Raw genomic sequence first — 17498 nt, forward strand, 5'->3', positions numbered from 1 at the left:
GCCGCCCGGTAGCCGGAGAAATCCGCCTACCGGGCGTACTCATTCTGTAGCACTGAAAAGAAGGCTCGGTTTCGAGCCCACGGATCATGGCAAAACGCGACTATTACGAAATCCTGGGCGTGGCAAAAAACGCCTCGGACGACGATCTCAAGAAGGCCTATCGAAAGCTGGCCATGAAATACCATCCGGATCGTAATCCGGACAGCAAAGAAGCCGAAGAGAAGTTCAAGGAAGCCAAGGAAGCCTACGAGGTCCTGGGCGATGACCAAAAACGCGCCGCATACGACCGCTACGGTCATGCAGGCGTCGACCCCAACGCCGCCGGCATGGGCGGCGCGGGCATGGGCGGCGGTTTCGCCGACGCGTTCGGCGACATCTTCGGCGAGATTTTCGGCGGCGCCGGCGGCGGCCGTCGCGGCGGCGGACCCCAGGTCTACCGCGGCGCCGACCTCAAGTACGCGCTGGAAATCACCCTGGAACAAGCGGCAGCCGGTTTCGACACCGAAATCCGCGTCCCCAGCTGGGAAAACTGCGACACCTGCCACGGCTCCGGCGCCAAGCCCGGCACCTCGCCCAAGACCTGCCGCACCTGCGGCGGCTCGGGCGCCGTGCGTATGCAGCAAGGCTTCTTCAGCGTCCAGCAGACCTGCCCCACCTGCCACGGCAACGGCAAGGAAATCACCGATCCCTGCCAGGCCTGCGACGGCGTCGGCCGCATTCGCCGCAACAAGACCCTCCAGGTCAAGATTCCGGCCGGCATCGACGACGGCATGCGCATCCGCTCCAGCGGCAATGGCGAACCCGGCATCAACGGCGGTCCTCCCGGCGACCTGTATGTGGAAATCCACATCAAGCAGCACAAGATCTTCCAGCGCGACGGCGACGACCTGCACTGCGAACTGACCATCCCGTTCACCACGGCGGCACTGGGCGGCGAGCTCCAGGTCCCCACGCTGGGCGGCAAGGCCGAGATCTCCATCCCCGAAGGCACGCAATCCGGCAAAACCTTCCGCCTGCGCGGCAAGGGCATCCGCGGCGTGCGCGGCAGCTACCCGGGCGACCTGTACTGCCACGTCGTGGTGGAAACGCCCGTGCGCCTGAGCGACGACCAAAAGAACATCCTGCGCCAATTCGAGGCTTCGCTGAACGACGGTGGCGATCGCCACTCGCCGCAAAGCAAGTCCTGGACGGACCGCGTCAAGGAATTCTTCAGCTGATCAGTCTTCAGCTGATCGCGCTGCCGCTCAGCGCAAAAAGCCGCGACGAGAGTCGCGGCTTTTTTTCGTTTGGTCGCCAACAATGCTTGGCGCGTCAGGGACAGTGCTGCGGGATCACGCAGAACCGCGAGCCCCTTAGCGGCTGCTCGGCGGGTAGTCGAGTTCGCCGAACGTGTATTCGCCGTTGGCCTTGGCGTGCTCAAGCTGGACGCGCACGTCCTGCTCGGTCAGGTTGGAGGTGCGGGGCTGTGCCGCCGGATAGTCCTGCTCGCCAAACGTGTATTGGCCGCTGACCTTGGCTTCCTGCAATTCGGCCGCCACCTGGGAACGGGACTTGGATTGTTCAACGCCAGCTGCGTGAGCGCCGGAGCCTGCCAGGGCCAGGGAAACAAACAGCGTCGTGGCCAGGATTTTCATGAGTGAGACCTCCAGATTGCTTTAAGTGAAACCGAGTCCGGCGGCCCATCGTCGTGGTCCATCTGATGATCTCGATGGCCAGATGCAGCACGCCAAATCCCGGCATGAACCCGAACGGCATGAAACCACCTTCCAAATTGGCGAGATATCGAAGGGCTTCTAAAAATTACGCATATGCGGGAATACGCAGTCCAGGAAGCTTTCGCCTGCATGCAGGTGCTACACCAAGCGCTCCATTAGGGGCGTAACGCAGCGCTGCCCTAAGCTCTCCACCAGCGCGCAACGCACACTTCTGCCCGGGACTCTCCACCATCGCGCAGCGCACAGTTCTGCCCGGAACTCTCCACCATCGCGCATTGCACACTTCTGCCTAGGACTCTCCACCAGCGGGCAACGCACACTTCTGCCCAGGGCTCCCCACCAGCGCGCAGCGCACCCCCGCTGACGCAACGCATCGCGTAAGCGTTGCAAGGCCGCCCGCGCGGCCGACGCAACGCGGGCCCCGCAAGATCCTCCACAGCCGAAAGCTCGTCGCAAAAACGCCAAGAAATCCGCCCGTCCCAGCGTCCGAGGCCGTTCGACACGGCGAGCCTGGTGTGGCCGCGGCACTCGGCGCGCGGGGCGTCGATAAGCCCAACGGAATCCGAAGGAACCGCCAAAGGCGGTGACGAGGATGAGGCAGGGGAAGTCCGGAGCGAAGGCTCCGGACCGCAATCGTGGCCCCGTGCGCCGAGTGCCGTGGCCGCGCCAGGCGCTAAAGAACCCCAATGGCAGCCCAGCAAAATCCCGACGAAAAAAAGAGACCGCGACAATCGCCACGGCCTCTTCGCTACTACCACTGCAACTTCAACTGCGAACTTCAACTGCAAACTGCAACTGCGAACTGCAACTTCAACTGCAAACTGCAACTTCAACTTCAACTGCTGACTGCACTTCAACTTCAACTGCTGACTTCAACGACTACTGCTACTGCTACTGCTACTTCAACCGCCGCTGTACACCGAAAATACCGGCCTCAGGCCATGATGCCACCCGAGGCCGGCCGGGCTACAGCAAGCAGCTCACCGGCTGATCGGCGGGTACTCGAGCTCGCCGAACGTGTATTGACCGCTGGCCTTCGCTTGCGCCAGTTCCTGCTGGACGTCGGCACGCGACTTCGCGCTGCCCGACGTTGCGACGACCGGCGGGTACTGCAATTCGCCGAACGTGTATTGACCGCTGACCTTGGCTTGCTGAAGCTGGGCTTGCACTTCCTGCGAGCTCAGGCTGGTCTTCTGGGGCAGGGCGGGCGGATAGTCCAGCTCGCCGAACGTGTACTGGCCGCTTGCCTTCGCTGCTTGCAGTTCCGTCGCCACTTGGGCGCTGCTCTTCGCTTGCTCGACGCCGGCGGCTTGTGCGCCGAAACCGGCCAGGGCCAGGGATAGGAAAAGGGTGGTTGCTAGGGTTTTCATGGTGAGACCTCCAATTCGTCGTAAAGAGGGACCGAATCCGGCGGCACTCCGTCGTGGTTCGTTTGCTGTTCCCGATGGACTGAATTGTGCGCGCCTTCCCACCTGGGATAAACCCTTAATCCCTGAAAACATCTTTCCAAATAACCGAGTAATAGATCAGACCGAAAGAATTGGCCCCATAGATGGAATGGTCAAGCCCAATCCCAGCATCATCAAACCGCAACAGCCCACCCACTATGCAAAAAAAACCCCTGCCGAGGCAGGGGCTTTCCCAACAGAGGGTACATCAGGGCTTCTTGAAATCCCCCGCCAGCGCCGTGCTGAACCCGTCCGGACGCACATACTTGCGCAGCGCCGCGTTCACCGTCTCCGGCGTCAAGGCGGAAATCTTCTTGTCCATTTCTGCAGACCACGCAAATGTACGGCCGCGCTCAAGGTAATCCAGCCACGTGCTTGCCAACACGTCGTCCTGCGCCCGAGCCAGATTCCGGTAGTTCAGGAGCGCCGTAATCCCCTCCGTGATTTCCTTCTCCGAGAAACCGTCCTTCAACACGCGCGCCAGTTCCTCGTTGATCGCCTTCTCCAGCCGCTCGCGATTCTGCGGCGCGTAAATCGCGTAAATGCTCCAGCTTGCGGTCGGTTCAAACGCCGACACCGACAGCGAGCTGCGCACGTTATACGACAGGCCCTCCGTCTCGCGCACCCGGTTCCACAAGCGCGACGTTTCCGATGCACCGAACAGGTAATTGGCCAGGTACAGCGCCGGATAGTCCGCGTCCGTATCCTGCACCTTCAACGGCATGCGCGACAGATAGAACGCGTTGGCCTTGTCCGGCGTATCGATGTCGAACTGCTTGGCCGGCACGTCGCGGTACGGGTTCGGCACGCGGGTGTAGGCCGGCGCCTTCTTCCATCCGGCCAGTCCCGTGCGCAGCGACTTTTCCACTGCTGCCGGCTCGAAGTCGCCCACCGCCGAGAACTCGATATCGCCAGCGCCGTAGAACTTGGCGTGGAACGTTGCCAGCGCCTCGCGGTTCAGGCCGCGCACGCTAGCCAGCGACTCTTCGAACGTCGGCACATAACGCAGATCGTCCGCAGGCCACGGATTGTCGTGGCGCGCCAGTGCGCGTCCGGCCAGCGCCGACGGTTCCGTCATCGCGTTCTGGATCGACGTTTCAAGTTGGCGTTGATATTCCTCGACCTGCTCCTTCGGGAAGCTCGCGTTGCGGATGATCTCCAGCGCCAGCGCCGTCAACTCAGGCAGATTCTCGCCCTTGGTCGACATCGCCACCTTCAGTGTCGTGCCGCCGCCGGTAAAGCCAAGTTCAGCCTGCAGTTTGTCCAGACGGTCCTGGATATCCTGGCGCGACAGCTTGTCCGTGCCGCGCAGCAGCAGGTCCGCCGCCGCGCTGGAATTGACGCGCTGGCCCAGCAGGTCTTTTTCGTTGCCGAACTGGATCAGCATCTGCGCCTGCACACGGCTGCCGCGCGTCGCCTTGGGCAGCAGCGCCAGTTTCACCGGACCATTCGGCAGATCAAGCGTCGTGCGTTGCGTCAGCTTGTCGATGTTGGCCGGCGAGGGATCGAACGCCGACGCAGCCTTGAAGTCCGGATCGCCCTTGTAGTCCTTGAACACCGCCGTGAGGTCCACGCGTTCCGTCTGCGGCGCACGCACCGGCTTCTCGGTCGGAATGTAGCGGCCCTCGATGCGGTTGCTCTGCACCAGATAGGTCGTCGCGGCCTTTTGCACCTCGGCCAGCGTCGCCTTGCGCGCGCGGTCGCGTTGCAGGAAGAACAGGCGCCAGTCGCCCGCCGCGATCGCTTCGGACAGCGCCACGCCCACCTGCTCGGGATCGCTGTACGTCTGTTCCCACGACGTCAGCCACTTGCTGCGCGCGCGGTCCAGTTCCTGCTCCGTGAAGGGCTTCTTGTCGAGCGTCTCCAGCGTGCCCGTCATCGCCTTCATGGCGGCGTCCAGATCCTTGCCCGGCGTCAGTTGCGCGGCGAACATCGCCAGTCCCGGGTCCAGGTTTTCCATCGTGAAACCGAACACGCCCGAGGCCAGCTTGGTCGGCACCAGGGCATGGTACAGGCGGCCCGACGGGGTGTCCGCCAGGATCGTGGTCGCCAGGTCGAACGGCACGAAGTCCGCGCTGCCGCCGGCCGGGATGTGATACATCGCCGCGACCAGCGGCGTGCCGCCGGTGCGGCGCAACGTCACCGAGCGCTCGCCGTCCTGCGTCGGTTCCACCGTGTATTCCGGCGGCAGCTTGCGGTCGGGCTTGGGCAGCTTGCCCAGCGTGGCTTCGATGTCCGCCAGCGTCGTCTGCGGGTCGAACTTGCCCGCCACGATCAGCACGGCGTTGTCCGGCTGGTAATACTCGTGATAGAAGGCGCGCAGCTGGCCGATATCCACGTTCTCGACGTCGGAACGCGCGCCGATCGTGTTCTTGCCGTAGCTGTGCCACTGGTAGGCGGCAGCCTGCATCTTCTGCATCAGGATGCGGAACGGGTTGTTCTCGCCGCTTTCCATCTCGTTGCGGACCACGGTCATTTCCGAGTCCAGGTCTTCCTTGGCGATCAGCGAATTGACCATCGCATCGGCCTGCCAGCCGAGGTACCACTTCAGCGTCTCGGGGTTGGCCGCGAAGCTCGCGAAGTAATTGGTGCGGTCGCTGGACGTCGAGCCATTGGCCTGCAATCCGCGGCGGGAGAACTCGCCCATCGCGTTGCGGGTGGTCGACGTGCCCTTGAACAGCATGTGCTCCAACAGGTGCGCCATGCCGGTCTGGCCGTAGTTTTCGTTGCGCGAGCCCACCAGGTACGTCATGTTGACCGTGGTGGACGGCTTGGATTCGTCGGGTACCAGGAGCACCCGCAGGCCATTGGCCAGTCGGTATTCGGTGATGCCTTCGATCGAGGCGGCCTCCGTGACGCCGGCCGGCAGGCTGGCGGCTCCGGCCTGAAAGGCCAGGAAGGAGGAAAACAGCAGCACGCCTAGCGGGCGCGGCAGCTTCGACAGGGACAAGCGCATGGCGGACTATTCCTTTGGCATGGCAGAATCCGTTGGAGTGTATACGTTGGCAATGGTTCAGGCGGGCGAAAAGGGCGCCTTCGCCGCCATCGCTGGACTACCATCGCTGGCCGCCATGCTGAGGAAGTTGATATGTCCCTGAACATCGAAGTCGAAACGCCCCGCCTCGTGCTGCGGCAATGGCGCGCGGCGGACCGCAAGCCTTTCGCCGCCCTGAATGCCGACCCGCAGGTGACGCAGTTCCTGTTGCCGATGACGCCCCAGGAAAGCGATGCCCTGGCCGACAGGCTGGCCGCCGGCATTGACGAGCACGGCTGGGGCTTCTGGGCCGTGGAGGCGCCGGGCGTGGCGCCCTTCATCGGCTTCGTCGGCATCAAGCCGCTGGCGCCCACGCTGCCTTTTGCGCCTGGCGTGGAGATCGGCTGGCGTCTCGCGCAACCGTTCTGGGGACGGGGCTACGCCAGCGAAGCGGCTGATGCCGCATTGCGGGTCGGCTTTGAACAGGTGGGCGCGGAAGAAATCGTTGCCTTCACGGCTACGGACAACGTGCGCTCACGCGCCGTGATGGACCGTCTGGGCATGGCCGCCGAACCCGAATGCTTTGACCATCCGGCCGTGCCGGCGGGACACCCGCTGCGTGCGCATGTGCTTTACCGGCTTGGACGTGAAGCATGGCGGCGGCGTCGGGAGGCGGGCGGCGCCAACGACGGCGCCATCTTTGCGGCGGCTTGATGCTCCGCCAAGCCGCGCCAGTGTTGATGTTGCGATGCAGCAGTTCAGCGCTCCCAGGCGATTTGAACCACTTCCCGTCGCGGGTGTAAGCTTTCAAGGACGCATTCACTGTTGCTGACGGGATGCGCGACGGCCGTCTTACCGGCTTCCCGTCCAACGCCAGACGCTGCCTCAGCGCGGCGCCGGTGCTTGTCGTTCGCGCCTTCGCCGCTGGCATCCTGCCGGCGCATTCTACGGAGGAACGACCCATGCTGACCGAAATCGTCACGCGTGCCTTGTCCCAGCTGACTGGCAGCGCCCTTAACGGCGATGGCATCAAAGGACAGTTTCAGTACGCTTATGCCAGTGATGACGGCCAATACGTGGCCATACTTACCCATGACATGACCACCTATGTGGTGGACCTGAGTACGCAGCGGTATTTCGCGGAGTGCGGTGGATCGCCTCGCGGATTTGCCGGCCATGTGCTTGAAATGGAGGGCGCCAGCGCGCGCTCCCATCCGTGGCCCGCCGCGCAAGATTTGTTCGACCTGGACATGGACGCCGACGAATTGTCGTGGCGGCAATGCCCCGGTTTGCGCCACATGAGTACAAGCGCGCATCGATCTGTGGAGAGCCGCGCCGCCTGAGAGTGGCCAGAAGCGGCAACGTTTCACTGAACCGGCGTCATCGCCGGTTTTTTTTCGTCCGCTTGATACCGGCAGGCGGCGCCATCGCTAAAATTCCCGCCATGAAAACCCCCGCCGAATTCCGCGCCCCGCAGGGCGCCACGCTGGTTGACTGCACGCACGAGCGCCATGCCGACCAGATCCTGGCCATCTTCAATGACGCCATTGCGACATCCACTGCGCTGTACGACTACAAGCCGCGGCCGCGCGAAGCGATGGACGGATGGTTCAAGACCAAGCAGCAAGGCGGCTTCCCTGTCGTGGGGCTTGAGAATGCGGACGGCGAGTTGATGGCGTTTGCCAGCTACGGCACGTTCCGCGCGTTTCCCGCCTTCAAGTATTCGGTTGAGCATTCCGTGTACGTGGACGGGCGCTTTCGTGGCCGCGGTCTGGGCGAAGCCATGATGGCCATCCTGATCGAGCGAGCGCGCGCCAATGGCGTGCACGTGCTGGTCGGTGGCATCGACGCCTCGAACCAGGGCAGCATCCGCCTGCATGAAAAGCTGGGGTTTGTACATGCCGGCACGATCCGCCAGGCCGGCTTCAAGTTTGGACGCTGGCTCGATCTGGCGTTCTATCAGTTGACGCTGGACACGCCCGACAACCCCGTCGACGGCTGACAGCGCCAACCGCGGCGGCAGCATCGCCGCCGCGACGGCGCAACTTTTACTTCGACAGCACCCGCATCGCCTGCTCCAGGCCGGCGACCGTCACGGGATACATGCGGTCCTGCATGATGTCGCGCATCAGCGCAATGGATTGGCGGTACTGCCAGGACGCCGTGGGCTCGGGATTCAGCCAGACCGACTTGGGCCACGCGTCCAGCAGCCGGCGCATCCATTCGGCGCCCGGTTCCTTGTTGTAGTGCTCGACCGAACCCCCCGGCTGCAGAATTTCGTATGGGCTCATCGTGGCGTCGCCCACGATGATCAGGCGCCAGTCCGGGTTGTACTTGCGCAGCACGTCCCAGGTGTCGAAGCGCTCGTTCTGGCGGCGGCGGTTGCTTTGCCACAGGCTTTCGTACGGGCAGTTGTGGAAGTAATAGACCTCAAGGTTGCGGAACTCGCTGCGTGCCGCCGAGAACAGTTCCTCGACCCGGCCGATGTGGTCGTCCATGCTGCCGCCCACGTCCAGCAGCATCAGCACCTTCACCGTGTTGTGGCGCTCCGGGATCATGCGCAGGTCCAGATGCCCTGCGTTGCGCGCCGTGCTGGCGATGGTGTCGTCCAGGTCCAGTTCCAGTTCGGCGCCCTGGCGCGCGAAGCGGCGCAGGCGGCGCAGCGCCACCTTGAAATTGCGCGTGCCCAGTTCGACCTGGTCGTCGTAGTCCTTGAACTGGCGCATGTCCCAGACCTTGACCGCCGTGCGGTTGCCGGCCGATGCGCCGCCCACGCGGATGCCTTCGGGGTGATAGCCGCCGTTGCCGAACGGCGAGGTGCCGCCCGTTCCGATCCACTTGCTGCCGCCGGCGTGGCGTTCCTTCTGCTCGTCCAGGCGCTCCTTGAAGAGCTCCATCAGCTTGTCCCAGCCGTGCTTTTCGATGGCGGCCTTTTCTTCGGGCGACAGGCTTTTCTCGAACTGCTTGATCAGCCAGTCGAGCGGGATGTCCTTGCCCGCGGGCAGCGCGGCTTCGATGCCGCGGTAATACGCGCCGAAGGCCTTGTCGTAGCGGTCGTAGAGGGACTCGTCCTTGACCAGCGTGGCGCGCGCCAGGAAGTAGAACTCGTCCAGCGTGGGCGACATCAGGTCCTGGCGCAGCGCGTCCACCAGCGTCAGGTATTCGTTGACCGAGACGGGCAGCTTGTGCGCCCGGAGGTGATAGAAGAAGTCGATCAGCATGTGCGGGCCGCCCGTGGATGCCGGATCAGCGGCGTTGGCCGCCGCGCGTCATGGCCGCCAGGCGTTCGAGCAGATGCACGTCCTGCTCGTTCTTGAGCAGCGCGCCGGCCATCAGCGGCACGGCGGTGGCCGTGTGCGCGTCGATCTGCGCGGCCGTGACGTCTTCGGCCAGCAAGAGGCGCAGCCAATCCAGGAGTTCGGACGTGGACGGCTTTTTCTTCAGCCCGGGCGCATCGCGCAGCGAGAAGAACGTGTCCAGCGCGGCGCGCAGCACGTCCTGCTTCAGGTCCGGATAGTGGACGGCCACGATGTCGCGCATCGTCTCGCGGTCCGGGAAGCGGATGTAGTGAAAGAAGCAGCGGCGCAGGAATGCGTCTGGCAGATCCTTTTCGTTGTTGGACGTGATGATGACGAGCGGACGGTGGCGCGCGGCGATGGTCTCGCGCGTTTCGTACACATGGAATTCCATGCGGTCCAGCTCGCGCAGAAGATCATTGGGGAACTCGATGTCGGCCTTGTCGATCTCGTCGATCAGCAGCACCACCGGCTCGTGCGACTGGAACGCCTGCCACAGCGTGCCCTGCACGATGTAGTTGCGGATGTCGCGGACTTTTTCGTCGCCAAGCTGCGAATCGCGCAGGCGCGACACGGCGTCGTATTCGTACAGACCCTGATGCGCCTTGGTGGTGGACTTGATGTGCCATTGCAGCAGCGGCCGGCCCAGCGCGCGGGCCACTTCCTCGGCCAGCATCGTCTTGCCGGTGCCGGGTTCGCCCTTGATGAGCAGCGGGCGCTGCAACGTGAGGGCGGCGTTCACGGCGAGCTTGAGGTCATCGGTGGCGACGTAGCTGTCGGTGCCATCGAAGCGGACTGGCTTGGCGGATGAGGCGGTCTGGGCTGCGGACATGGTCTGATGGCTTCTGTGGTTTGATTGGGATCAACACTAACGCAAGGTATTAATCCTGAGCAATTATCGTACAATCAGGCGGTTTTGCTTTGGGTTCCACCCGCAACGTGTTTGCAGAGGGCCTTTTCGTGTGAGCAGGCCCTAGTCCTTAGCCATACCAAGAAGAGTCATTCCAATGAAGTTGCGAACCTCTCTGAAGTACACGGTTTCCGTGTTGGCCACGATGGCGTCCTGTGCGATCGCCGGCCAGGCTGTTGCTGCAGACGCAGCGCCGGTCGGTAATGTCCAGAATGCCCGCGACAAGGTTTCGATGTGCATCGGTTGCCATGGCATCCCTGGCTACAAGGCATCGTTTCCCGAGCTTTACCACGTTCCGATGATCGCTGGCCAAAACGCCAAGTACATCGAAACCGCCCTCAACGAGTACAAGAAAGGCGCGCGCAGCCATCCCACGATGGACGCCGTTGCCGGCAGCCTGTCCGATCAGGACATTGCCGACTTGGCCGCGTACTACTCGAATCTCAAATAAGGGGGCAAAATCATGAACCGCACCATGCTTGCCCTTGCGGGCGCGACCCTGGCCATCTGGGGCTCTGCCGCCCAGGCGCAGGATCTGGCGGCCGGCAAGGCCGTCTTCGAGAAATTCAACTGCGCCTCGTGCCACGGCGCCGACGCCAAGACGGCGGTGGATCCGGCGTATCCGACGCTGGCCGGGCAGCACGCCGACTACCTGGCGCATGCGCTGAAGGCCTACAAGCGGGGCGCCTCCGGCAGCGCCGCCACGGCCAACGTGCGCAAGAACCCCATCATGGGCGCCTTCGCCACGCAGTTGTCCGACCAGGACATCTCCAACGTGTCGGCGTGGCTGGCCACGCTGCCCAGCGATCTGGGTGTGCGCCGCTAGGACGCAACGCTTTTCGGCCGATGTGAATGAAAAACCCTCGCTAGCGAGGGTTTTTTCGTTGGGTCAGAGGCTGGCGCGGCGGCGGATCAGGTCGATGTAGGTGTCGCTGTCCAGCGGCGTGCCCAGGCGCTGCGCTTCCCAGACCACCTGCCCCAGGCATTCCATGATTTCGTGCGCGGCGTGATGCGCGTCCGAACGTGCGGTGAGCTGCTGGTAGGCCTGGCGAATGCCCGGCGGATGGTCGATTGACAATTGTTCCGCGATGGCCAGGTGCATGGACAGGTGCAGGAACGGATTCGTGCGGCCTTTTTCCACCGCGTATTCCGCCGTCATGGCGTCCGGGCTTTCGAGGTCCGCGTGGTATTCGGGATGCTCGATGATCCAGTCCAGCGCAATCGCCTCCAGCGGGGTCAGGACCTCGTTGGCGCGATGTTTGCGCCAGGTTTCAATAAAGAATTCGCGGACTTGGTCGCGGGAGGGATTGAACATTCGGGAGGGGGCCAAAAGCAGGATGTGGTCGCTTTATTTTACCGCCCCGCGCGGACCGCCGGTTTCGCCCGGCGCTTTGCGATATAGAATGGGTTGCTATCCGCCATCCGGTGTGCGGTTCGCAGGAGGCGGTATAACCCGCGGAATCGGACGCTGTCCGATCCTGGCGCGTGCAAGAAAACCACCCGGAGCAAATGGAGCATTCATGTCCTACCAACATATCAAGGTTCCCGCCGGCGGCCAGAAAATTGCGGTCAACGCCGATTTCTCGCTGAATGTGCCTGACCAGCCCATCATCCCCTTCATCGAAGGCGACGGCACGGGCGCCGACATCACCCCCGTCATGATCAAGGTCGTCGACGCGGCGGTGCAGAAGGCCTACGGCGGCAAGCGCAAGATCCATTGGATGGAAGTCTATGCCGGCGAAAAGGCCACCAAGGTCTACGGTCCTGACGTGTGGCTGCCCGACGAAACCCTGGAAGTCGTCAAAGACTACGTGGTTTCCATCAAGGGCCCGCTGACCACCCCGGTCGGCGGCGGCATCCGGTCGCTGAACGTGGCGCTGCGCCAGCAGCTTGACCTGTACGTCTGCCTGCGCCCCGTGGCGTACTTCAAGGGCGTGCCGTCCCCGGTGCGCGAACCCGAAAAGACCAACATGGTGATCTTCCGCGAGAACTCGGAAGACATCTACGCCGGCATTGAATACATGGCCGAAAGCGAGCAGGCCAAGGAGCTGATCCAGTTCCTGCAGACCAAGCTCGGCGTCAAGAAGATCCGTTTCCCGAACACCTCGTCCATCGGAATCAAGCCGGTGTCGCGCGAAGGCACCGAGCGCCTGGTGCGCAAGGCCGCGCAGTACGTCATCGACAACGACCGCACGTCGCTGACGCTGGTGCACAAGGGCAACATCATGAAGTTCACCGAAGGCGGCTTCCGCGATTGGGGCTATGAGCTCCTGCAGAAGGAATTCGGCGCGCAGCTGATCGACGGCGGCCCGTGGTGCAAGTTCAAGAATCCCAAGACCGGCCGCGAGATCATCGTCAAGGATGTGATCGCCGATGCGTTCCTGCAGCAGATCCTGCTGCGGCCGGCCGAATACGACGTCATCGCCACGCTGAACCTGAACGGCGACTACATCTCCGACGCGCTGGCCGCGCAGGTGGGCGGCATCGGCATCGCGCCGGGCGCCAACATGTCCGACTCCGTGGCCATGTTTGAAGCCACCCACGGCACGGCGCCCAAGTACGCGGGCAAGGACTACGTGAATCCCGGGTCCGAGATCCTGTCGGCGGAAATGATGCTGCGTCATATGGGCTGGACCGAAGCTGCGGATCTCATCATTTCCAGCATGGAAAAGTCGATCCAGTCCAAGAAGGTCACGTACGACTTTGCCCGTCTGCTGGAAGGGGCGACGCAGGTGTCGTGCTCGGGCTTTGGCCAGGTGATGATCGAGAACATGTAAGCCTCGGCCGGGGCTCCTCGCCAGGCTGCCGCTGTGCGCTTGGGGTCCCATCTCGATTTTGAGCAAAACCCGCCCGCCGTCATGGCGGGCGGGTTTTGTCTAACCACCCGCATCATGCGTATTGCGTGTGCATTGTTCTTTTCAGGTTGATTGTTGTGCCCCGAATGTATGTAAATCTGGTCGCCTGGCTGGTGTTGCTCATGCCCGCCCTGGCGCTGACCAGTCCCGTTGGCGGTCCCGCCGTGCTGTACCTGAGTGCATTGATCGCGCTGACGGCCATTGCCGTCAATGCGGTGAAGCGCTACGAGCCCATGGATTTCCGGGCGCTTTGGCCCATGGCGTTGGCGCTGCTGTCCCCGCTCGTCTGTATGCTGATCACGTCTTCCGTGAAAAGCGTGTGGAGCAATTCCGAACTCGAAAAGCTGCTGCGCTTTGCATTGGCCCTGCCCGTGTTGTGGCTGCTGCTGCGCGCGCCGCAGCGGCTGCTGCGCCATATCGAATGGACCGTATTGGCCGGCGCGCTTGCCGGCTCCATCCTGCTGATCACGATGATGCTTACGGGCGGCCGCGGCGCGGTGGTCGAGGTTGGCGGACGCTATAACGCCGTGGCCTTTGCGAACATGGTGCTGCTGTTCGGGGGAATGACCTTGCTGTCGCTCGGCTGGGGCCCCGGATCGCGCTGGCCGCGACTGGAGACCGGCCTGAAGGTCCTCGCCGCGGCGCTGGCCGTGTGCGCGACCTGGATGTCCGAAACCCGCAGCAGCTGGATGCTGCTGCCCATTCTGGGACTCGTCTTCCTGCTGGGCCTGCGCAACTGGCGGCGGCGCCACAAGGTGTACTGTGCACTGGCCGTGAGCGTGGCGCTGGTCGTCAGCGCGGCGGCCATCTGGACGTTCAGCAGCCGCATGCAGGAGATCACCCACGACGTGCAAGGGTTCGCCACCTCGGCCAACCGTGACACGTCCTTCGGCATCCGGTTGCAACTGTGGCATGCCGCAATCCTGATGTTTGAAAAAAGCCCGGTCGTGGGCATTGGTCCCAGCAAGTTCCGCGACGAGCTGCGCGTGCTGCAAGGGCAGGGCATCGTGACGCAGGAAGTCGTCGACGGTTTCGGCGAGCCGCACAACGACCTGCTGGCGGCGCTGGCGGGGTACGGCGTGCTCGGCCTGCTGAGCATGCTGACGCTGTATCTGCTGCCGGCAGCCATTTTCTTCCGGCGTTTGGCCAGTGATGACCGCGTGATCCGCGTGGGCGCCCAGATGGGCCTTCTGTTCTGCCTGAGCTATTGCGCCTTCAGCCTGACCGAGATGATGTTCCGCAACATGCGCAGCGTGCCCACTTACGCGCTGATCACGGTGACGTTGATTGCGCTGACGACGGCGCGTCCGGTGCTCAGGGTCCCCCCGGCGTCCCAGTCCGTGACTTGAATTCGCGCGGGCCAGTCCCGCAACCGGCTTCCATAAGAAACGCAAGGCGCGACGCGCCCTGCGTTTTTTTTATCGGATTTGAGCTAGATCAAAGTGACTAGTCAAATCGAATTCAAACGAAGTTTGAAAGGGTATGCTCGACGGCCAAATTACATAAAACGTCACATCCAGCTAGATATTGTTTCTAATCGGTGGCGTGTCAAAGAGAGTCGATGAGTACTTCCAGCTTGCGTAGGGAACTGTTGTGGTTCGTGTTTGCCATTGGCGCCGCCGTCCTGGCGCTGGGCGTGTGGGACGCCTGGCAGCGCCGTGCCGAGATGGTGGACGACCGCAAGACGGAGCTTCGCCATGTCCTGGATATGGCCGCGGGCATCGTCCGCGGCGGCAAGCAGCGCGTGCAGGAAGGTGTGCCGCTGGCCGAGGCCAAGCGCGACGTGGCCCGCCAACTGTCGCAATTGCGGTACGGCGGGGACGGTTATGTGGGCGCGTTTGGCGACGACTACGATCTGCTGGTGCATCCCGACGCGAAGCTGGTGGGCACGAACGTGCGCGCCACGCGCGACAGCCAGGGGCAGCCGCTGTTTGAAAACCTTTACGCGCAGGGCAAGGCGGGCGGTGGCTATGTGCGCTACCTGTTTCCGCGTCCCGGTTCCGAGGACCCATTGCCCAAGCTGACCTACGCGGCCTATGACGCGGAATGGGGCTGGCTGATGTTCACGGGCCTGTACGTGGACGACGTCGATGCAGCGTTCTACGGCACGCTGTGGCGGCAGGGCAGCGTGACGCTGGTGCTGCTTGCGCTGGTGCTGACGGCGGCGCTGCGCTTTTTCAGCACACACATCCTGCGGCCATTGAACGAGGCAGTGGCCGTGTGCGAGCGCGTGGCCAATGGCGACCTGTCCAGCGGCATCTCGCGTCATCACCGGGGCGAGATCGGCCGCCTATTCGACGCAATGGCGCGAATGCAACAGCGGCTGGACGCGGCGGTGCGCAGCATCGTGCATTCCACGGCGTCCATTGCGGCCGCATCGCGCCAGATTGCCGCGGGCAGCGTGGACCTGTCCGACCGTACCGAAAAGCAGGCCGCCGCGTTGGAACAGACCGCGGCCAGCGTGGAGGAAATCACCGCCACTGCCCGCCAAAGCGCCGAGCACGTGCGTGAGGTCAGCGCGCTGGCGGGCGAAGCCGCGCGGCTGGCGCGGCAGGGCAGCGATGAGACGCAGCATGCGATCGACGCGATGCGCGAGATCTCGCAAAGTTCGCAGCGCATCGACGAGATCATCGGCCTGATCGACGTGATCGCGTTCCAGACCAACATCCTGGCATTGAACGCCGCCGTCGAAGCCGCACGGGCGGGCGAACAGGGGCGTGGTTTTGCGGTGGTCGCTGGCGAAGTGCGGGCGCTGGCGCAGCGGTCCGCCACCGCCGCCAAGGAGATCAAGTCGCTGATCGAAGCGTCGGCCGACTCGGTGGCGCGCGGCAGCCAGCGGGTGGAACAGGCGAGCGCCACGATGGGAAGCGTGCTGGAATCGGCAGCCACCAGCGCGCCGCTGATGAGCGAGATCGCCACGGCGTCCGGCGAACAGAGCGCGGGCATCGAGCAGATCAACCAGACCGTGACGCATCTGGACGAAGCGACCCAGCAGAACGCTGCGCTGGTAGAGGAGTTTGCGGCGTCTGCCGCCGCCCTGCACGGTCAGGCGGGGGATCTGGCCCGCGCCGTGTCGATCTTCAGGCTGTCTGCAGCCGCTCAGCCGATGCCGGGATAAGGCTCATAGCCCGCCGCAGTTTCGCGCCCAGGTCGCGGCTGGCGGGCATCATCGGCATGCGCAGCTCGTCGGCGATGAGGCCCTGCATGGCCAGCGCGCGCTTGACCGGCGCGGGATTGGGCTCGCTGAACAGCAACCGGATCAGGGGGCGCAATGGGTCGAAGCAGTCGCGCGCGGCCTCGACGTGGCCGGCTTGTGCAAGCTGCATCATCTCGACGAAGCGCTCCGGAAACAGGTGCGCGGCGGCTGGAATCGCGCCGCGCCCGCCCGCAAGGAAGTGATCCAGCAAGGCCAGGTCCTCGCCGCAAAGGGCATTGAGCCGGCCCCGCGCATTCAGGGCGCCCAGCACGGCGGGATTGCATTCCTTGACCGCCCCGAAATTGGGCAGCGCCGCCAGCGCTTCCATGGTTTCGACCGTCATGGCGACACCTGCGCGCTTGGGGATGTTGTACAGGATGATGGGCCGCTCGGTGGCCCACGCGATCTGCCGGTAATGCCACAGGATGCCGGCCTGGGATGGCCCCAGATAGTACGGCGGGGGAACCAGGTAGCCGGCGGGTGCGTAGCGGTCCAGTCGTCGCACCGCGGCGGCCACGCCCCGCGTATCGACGCCGCCCACGCCCAGCACCAGCGGCAGCGCATGCGCGTCGCTGGCGATGGCTTCGATCATGTCGGTCTTCTCGGGCATGCTGAGCAGGTTGCCCTCGCCGGTGGAGCCGAAGAGGACCAGGCCGGCGATGCCGGCGTTGCGGTAGTAGCGGGCCAGCGCCTGCGCGGCGTCCAGGTCCACGTGGCCGCCGCGCATGGGCGTCACCATCGGCAGCCACAGGCCTTCGAATGCGGGTTTGGCAAGGGTGTCCATGGCTCATCGCTCCGTGAGGGCGGCGGCCGGGCGCGCCGGACCGAATTCAGCGCAGGGCAGGCCGCGCATGATCGCGGCCATCATGGCGTCCAGTTCGCCGCGTTCGCATTGCAGTTCGAGGGTGCTTTGGGCGTGCGCATGGTCGACCGACAGCAGGTAGACTCCGATGCGATCGCCCAGTGCGCGGTGCAAGGCCAGCCGCACGTTCAAGGCGTCCAGCGTATCGATGCGCACGGTCAGCGCAATCAGGCTGCATTGCGGCGGCGGCGCGGGCTGGGCAGCCAGGGCGGCGTCGAGGGGGGCCGGGCGGCGGTGCGATC

17 protein-coding genes are annotated in these 17498 nt (G+C 64.0%); 9 read left to right on the forward strand and 8 right to left on the reverse strand.

Features of this window, described 5'->3' with window-relative positions:
• Positions 1–86: 86 nt before the first annotated feature.
• Entirely contained in the window at positions 87–1217 is a 1131-nt protein-coding gene (gene dnaJ / locus MHZ91_RS25545) for a molecular chaperone DnaJ (RefSeq protein ID WP_175123159.1), read from the forward strand.
• A 135-nt stretch (positions 1218–1352) separates the two neighbouring features.
• Here the strand turns inward: dnaJ and MHZ91_RS25550 are convergent, their stop codons facing one another.
• The 3 genes from MHZ91_RS25550 to MHZ91_RS25560 all read right to left on the reverse strand — a co-directional run bounded on the left by MHZ91_RS25550 (position 1353) and on the right by MHZ91_RS25560 (position 6119).
• On the reverse strand, positions 1353–1634 hold the full coding sequence (locus MHZ91_RS25550) for a DUF4148 domain-containing protein (RefSeq protein ID WP_239216284.1): 282 nt from the start codon (positions 1632–1634) through the stop codon (positions 1353–1355).
• Between the two features lie 1061 nt (positions 1635–2695).
• Positions 2696–3085 (reverse strand): DUF4148 domain-containing protein, encoded by a 390-nt coding sequence (locus MHZ91_RS25555; protein WP_239216286.1) that lies wholly within the window; start codon positions 3083–3085, stop codon positions 2696–2698.
• Between the two features lie 286 nt (positions 3086–3371).
• A complete protein-coding gene (locus MHZ91_RS25560) occupies positions 3372–6119 on the reverse strand; it encodes a pitrilysin family protein (RefSeq protein WP_218344902.1) in 2748 nt (915 codons plus the stop codon).
• Between the two features lie 132 nt (positions 6120–6251).
• Here MHZ91_RS25560 and MHZ91_RS25565 point away from each other — a divergent pair, with 132 nt between their 5' ends.
• The 3 genes from MHZ91_RS25565 (at position 6252) to MHZ91_RS25575 (ending at position 8139) form a co-directional block, all read left to right on the forward strand.
• On the forward strand, positions 6252–6851 hold the full coding sequence (locus MHZ91_RS25565; protein WP_218344901.1) for a GNAT family N-acetyltransferase: 600 nt from the start codon (positions 6252–6254) through the stop codon (positions 6849–6851).
• Between the two features lie 248 nt (positions 6852–7099).
• A complete protein-coding gene (locus MHZ91_RS25570; RefSeq protein WP_218344900.1) occupies positions 7100–7480 on the forward strand; it encodes a hypothetical protein in 381 nt (126 codons plus the stop codon).
• A 101-nt stretch (positions 7481–7581) separates the two neighbouring features.
• The gene (locus tag MHZ91_RS25575) at positions 7582–8139 is read left to right on the forward strand and encodes a GNAT family N-acetyltransferase (RefSeq protein ID WP_175123153.1); all 558 of its coding nucleotides are present in this window, start codon (positions 7582–7584) and stop codon (positions 8137–8139) included.
• Between the two features lie 46 nt (positions 8140–8185).
• Here the strand turns inward: MHZ91_RS25575 and MHZ91_RS25580 are convergent, their stop codons facing one another.
• Positions 8186–9358 carry a VWA domain-containing protein gene (locus tag MHZ91_RS25580; protein WP_175184131.1) on the reverse strand — a complete coding sequence of 391 codons (1173 nt, stop codon included), beginning with the start codon at positions 9356–9358 and terminating at the stop codon, positions 8186–8188.
• A 25-nt stretch (positions 9359–9383) separates the two neighbouring features.
• Entirely contained in the window at positions 9384–10265 is an 882-nt protein-coding gene (locus MHZ91_RS25585) for a MoxR family ATPase (protein ID WP_175123151.1), read from the reverse strand.
• Positions 10266–10440: 175 nt separating this feature from the next.
• On the opposite strand from MHZ91_RS25585, the gene MHZ91_RS25590 reads away from it, so the two are divergent.
• Together MHZ91_RS25590 and MHZ91_RS25595 are read left to right on the forward strand one after the other, a co-directional pair.
• On the forward strand, positions 10441–10794 hold the full coding sequence (locus MHZ91_RS25590) for a cytochrome c (protein WP_056568700.1): 354 nt from the start codon (positions 10441–10443) through the stop codon (positions 10792–10794).
• 12 nt (positions 10795–10806) lie between these two features.
• Complete coding sequence (locus MHZ91_RS25595) at positions 10807–11169, forward strand: cytochrome c (RefSeq protein WP_175123150.1); 363 nt, start codon at positions 10807–10809, stop codon at positions 11167–11169.
• A 63-nt stretch (positions 11170–11232) separates the two neighbouring features.
• Here MHZ91_RS25595 and MHZ91_RS25600 read toward each other — a convergent pair whose 3' ends face one another.
• Positions 11233–11658, reverse strand: a complete 426-nt coding sequence (locus MHZ91_RS25600) for a DUF1841 family protein (protein WP_056321316.1) — start codon at positions 11656–11658, stop codon at positions 11233–11235.
• A 205-nt stretch (positions 11659–11863) separates the two neighbouring features.
• Here MHZ91_RS25600 and icd point away from each other — a divergent pair, with 205 nt between their 5' ends.
• From icd to MHZ91_RS25615, 3 genes are all read left to right on the forward strand, one after another.
• Positions 11864–13120 (forward strand): NADP-dependent isocitrate dehydrogenase, encoded by a 1257-nt coding sequence (gene icd / locus MHZ91_RS25605; protein ID WP_056568692.1) that lies wholly within the window; start codon positions 11864–11866, stop codon positions 13118–13120.
• Positions 13121–13275: 155 nt separating this feature from the next.
• The gene (locus MHZ91_RS25610) at positions 13276–14547 is read left to right on the forward strand and encodes an O-antigen ligase family protein (RefSeq protein ID WP_239216288.1); all 1272 of its coding nucleotides are present in this window, start codon (positions 13276–13278) and stop codon (positions 14545–14547) included.
• A gap of 212 nt (positions 14548–14759) precedes the next feature.
• On the forward strand, positions 14760–16316 hold the full coding sequence (locus MHZ91_RS25615) for a methyl-accepting chemotaxis protein (protein ID WP_239216290.1): 1557 nt from the start codon (positions 14760–14762) through the stop codon (positions 16314–16316).
• Here MHZ91_RS25615 and MHZ91_RS25620 read toward each other — a convergent pair.
• Positions 16279–17178, reverse strand: a complete 900-nt coding sequence (locus tag MHZ91_RS25620; RefSeq protein WP_239216292.1) for a 4-hydroxy-tetrahydrodipicolinate synthase — start codon at positions 17176–17178, stop codon at positions 16279–16281. The genes MHZ91_RS25615 and MHZ91_RS25620 overlap by 38 nt on opposite strands.
• A gap of 3 nt (positions 17179–17181) precedes the next feature.
• The coding region (locus tag MHZ91_RS25625) for a hypothetical protein (protein ID WP_370647873.1) at positions 17182–17498 on the reverse strand (317 nt) is incomplete at its 5' end.

Source organism: Achromobacter sp. ACRQX, assembly GCF_022346505.1.
Classification (GTDB): domain Bacteria; phylum Pseudomonadota; class Gammaproteobacteria; order Burkholderiales; family Burkholderiaceae_B; genus Achromobacter; species Achromobacter animicus.